Raw genomic sequence first — 2,975 nt, 5'->3', positions numbered from 1 at the left:
TGTGATTATGTTTGCCGATATATTTTAATTCAGGTGATTGATTTTGCTTCATTTGATTGCCATTATCATCACTGTCGATTGTATAGTGTAGAATTTCATGGTCGGTATACACGTCAAGGTACACTTGCTTATCGAATCGACGGGTAAATTTATGTAAGCCTAGTAATACATTTCGTTCTGCTGTTCCATCTTCCAACACATACGCATTCAAAGGAGACAATACTATCGCTGAAAACTGGCCATCCGAGTCGATATAGTTCAACTCAAAGCTCTCGCCAAAGATTTCAGATTGTTTCCGAAGCTGTAGATTATGCTCCTTGTCCCAATGACTCATATGTACATCTATGTTATGTATAGCTTCATCCTGATCTGACTTGGACACATAGTTTACTGGTTTACCGAGCAGATAGCCCACTTCATTATCTACGAACTTACGAGGGAAATTAAAAACAAGCTTTTGATTGCTTCGACTTTCTTGCATCGCATAGTTCTTGAGAATAGCATGCTGACCATTATAGTAATCTGCATATTTCTGTTTGGCTAAATCAGCCGATTGGAGTTCGTTTAGACATTCAAAAATAAGTTCTACATTTATTTTCATACCTTTGCCTCTTTTCAAAAATGGGTCATTTAATTGCTGATTGTAATAATAAAAGAACCACCTTTAATAAGGCAGTTCCTTCTACGTTAAGTTATTAACGAACTACATTGCGTACTTGAGTATATTTCTATCCTATTAGTTACCCTTAATATTATTTTCTGCTTTCTCAAAACAAAGATTTACAGTTCTTCCGTTAGAGCGTGTTCTATGCATGACATTTTGGGGAATGGTATACACATCTCCTTGGTTCAAAACTATAGTCTGGTCTTCAAAATCTATTATTAATTCCCCTTCAATTACAATAAAGAGTTCATCGCAGTCATCGTGTTTGTGCCAATGGAATTCACCATCGATTACAGCAGCTCTTAAAACATGATCGTTAACTTCACTGACCACAAAGTTCGCATAATCGTTTATGTCTTTTGTAACCTCGAATAAATTTATCTTTTTCATTTGTCCTTGCTTCATAATCCTCCTACCTTTCTCTTCAGCGGTTTTTACCATATTGCAGTCTTTCTAAACGTAGCAATCTGTCGACTAAACCAACAGCTTAATCTTGATGCTTATGAAACAATCGTTTCCGTTAGCATCATATCCAAAAAGGAAAATTCACTTATATTTCAAATCATTCCCAAGCATTATGGTGTATTAGATTATTTAGATTTCGACGTCTCTCCCAATTTACTTGCTCTAGGATTGGTTTTGTAGGATAAAAATCCGTATAACCTAATGAAATCAAAGCAATAGGGTCAATATGTGGTGGAATATTTAGTATTTCCCGTACGTCTGTTTTCTTGTAAAAACTAACCCATCCCATAGCTATTCCTTCTGCATAAGACGCTAACCACATATTTTGGATACAACAGGCGACGGATAGAATATCTGTTTCAGGAATAGAATTTCGCCCAATTACATGTCCGCCACCTCTTGTTGGATCACATGTAATACAGATCGTTATAGGTGCTTCCCTTATACCCTCTAATTTTAACGAGAGAAATCTTGTCTTTTTTTCATCTTCATAGTGTATGGACAAGGCCTGTATTTCTTTATGACATGCATGCGCCAATCGTTCTTTAACCCCTTGGGAGTCAATTACAATAAAATCCCAAGGTTGCATAAAACCAACGGAAGGTGCATGATGACCAGCCATTAATATGTTGTTTAACTTATCTTTGGATATGGGTTTTCCATTAAATGATCGAATATCTCTCCTTTCAAAAATGGCCTTAAATATTCCTTCTCTTTCAGAATCATTTAACAATTTAATTCCTCCCTTAAAACAAAAATTCCCAGCCTAAATAAGACTGAGAATGCGCCAGTACTCAGATTATTATGACAGGGCTTCAGGCTCAAGTTTACATTGGAATTGGTATTTTTATGATATAACTCTAATATTATTTATGCTTGAAATCAATATCATCTCTTGCAGTTCATTATCAATCCGTAGTCTAAACTGCCTGACCCTCAAAACAACAAACTACGATCATAAAACTTTAAACTTTTCACAGACTGAATCAATTGAACAGCCCCATATAAACTATCTGGCGCATCATCATATGTACAATTTCGATTGTAATCCTTCACCTGATGATTATATCTGAGGTTATCTGCATTGAACAGAATATGACCCTTCTTCACTTCCGGCTCCAAGCTAATAATGCGTTCATGCTTCTGCCCCTTGGAATGAACACTTTCTATGGGTGTATGTATATTCGCCTTCCATAGCTCTTCTTCAAACTTTTGCTTCATATAGCTTTGTGCCTGATTGACTTCAAAACCGAGCTTATCTACTGGATAAAGCTTCAACTTTTCAATAGCTACCTGAAACAGATCATCCGGCAACAGCTTATAAATATTACCGTCAACCACATACATCTGCTTTGTCTTCCTATGTTGCCCAATAATCGAAATAGCAGAATAATCGTTTTTCTTCCCGTCCTTAATCGCTGGATCAATGTACATGGCAAGTTCCATGTCCTCAAACTCAGGTAACCTGTCCCAATACATGAGATTCTGAAATATGTATTCATCGGTTGAACGCGGATCATTTTGTAACTCTTTAAAAAATGACTTTTCACCCATAGCTTGCTTCTTGCATATCAAATAATAATAGTCCAAATACTCGCTCCACAGGATTTCCGTACCCTTCAGCATTTCTTTTTCGTGAACCATAAAAAAAGACAAGGCCGTATTGATCCTATCCTCGTCTTGGAGATTATTATATTGTCGCTCCCACTCTGACCATAGATCATCACGCTCTGAAAACTGAAGCACGGCTGCTTTACGAACACTTCGCACACCTGGGATTTTACCTTTGAGCAGATCGGCCATAATATCTTCTTCATTCAAAATCGTTCCACAGATCAGAATATTG

4 protein-coding genes are annotated in these 2,975 nt (G+C 36.8%); all 4 read right to left on the bottom strand.

What is annotated here, in order from left to right; translation table 11 throughout:
* On the bottom strand, positions 1-601 hold a 601-nt coding region (locus L696_RS0119930; RefSeq protein ID WP_025685201.1), incomplete at its 3' end, for a phage portal protein.
* Positions 602-736: 135 nt separating this feature from the next.
* A complete protein-coding gene (locus L696_RS0119925) occupies positions 737-1,054 on the bottom strand; it encodes a cupin domain-containing protein (RefSeq protein ID WP_025685200.1) in 318 nt (105 codons plus the stop codon).
* 172 nt (positions 1,055-1,226) lie between these two features.
* Positions 1,227-1,862, bottom strand: coding sequence for a 5,6-dimethylbenzimidazole synthase (bluB, locus tag L696_RS0119920; protein ID WP_025685199.1), 636 nt, complete (start codon positions 1,860-1,862; stop codon positions 1,227-1,229).
* Positions 1,863-2,065: 203 nt separating this feature from the next.
* The coding region (gene terL, locus L696_RS28830) for a phage terminase large subunit (RefSeq protein ID WP_155985442.1) at positions 2,066-2,975 on the bottom strand (910 nt) is incomplete at its 5' end.

The organism is Paenibacillus maysiensis, from assembly GCF_000520815.1.
Classification (GTDB): Bacteria; Bacillota; Bacilli; order Paenibacillales; family Paenibacillaceae; genus Paenibacillus; species Paenibacillus maysiensis.
Note: the sequence above shows the minus strand (reverse complement) of the source record. Positions and strands in the feature narration are given on the sequence as shown.

Excerpts from the sequence above, each read along its gene's own strand:
- L696_RS0119925 (WP_025685200.1), bottom strand. The coding sequence starts at position 1,054 with ATGAAAAAGATAAATTTATTCGAGGTTACAAAAGACATAAACGATTAT.